Below are 262 nucleotides of genomic sequence, written 5' to 3'. Positions count from 1 at the left end.
GGAGGGCTGATCTATGGAGCCATGAAGCGTCCCATCTCACCCATGCTCCTGCTCCTTGGTATGGCCGCCCTGACGATTCCCATGGGATTCGCGCACGACACCTGGACCTTGGCGTTCCTATCCCTGTTGCCGGGGTTGCTGTGCGCGCCGGTCCTGTCTGCTTCCTCCGAAAAAGTGGCCGACCTCGTGGATGAGGAGCGCCGCGGCGAAGCCATGGGATGGTACGGGTCAGCACTGACTGCCGGCGTGGCCCTCGGCTCAC

1 protein-coding gene is annotated in these 262 nt (G+C 64.1%); it reads left to right on the top strand.

The features are described from left to right. The coding region (locus SB679_RS24840) for an MFS transporter (RefSeq protein ID WP_410704960.1) at positions 1-262 on the top strand (262 nt) is incomplete at both ends.

This window comes from Chryseobacterium sp. SIMBA_029 (assembly GCF_046535275.1).
GTDB lineage: Bacteria > Bacteroidota > Bacteroidia > Flavobacteriales > Weeksellaceae > Chryseobacterium.
Note: the sequence above shows the minus strand (reverse complement) of the source record. Positions and strands in the feature narration are given on the sequence as shown.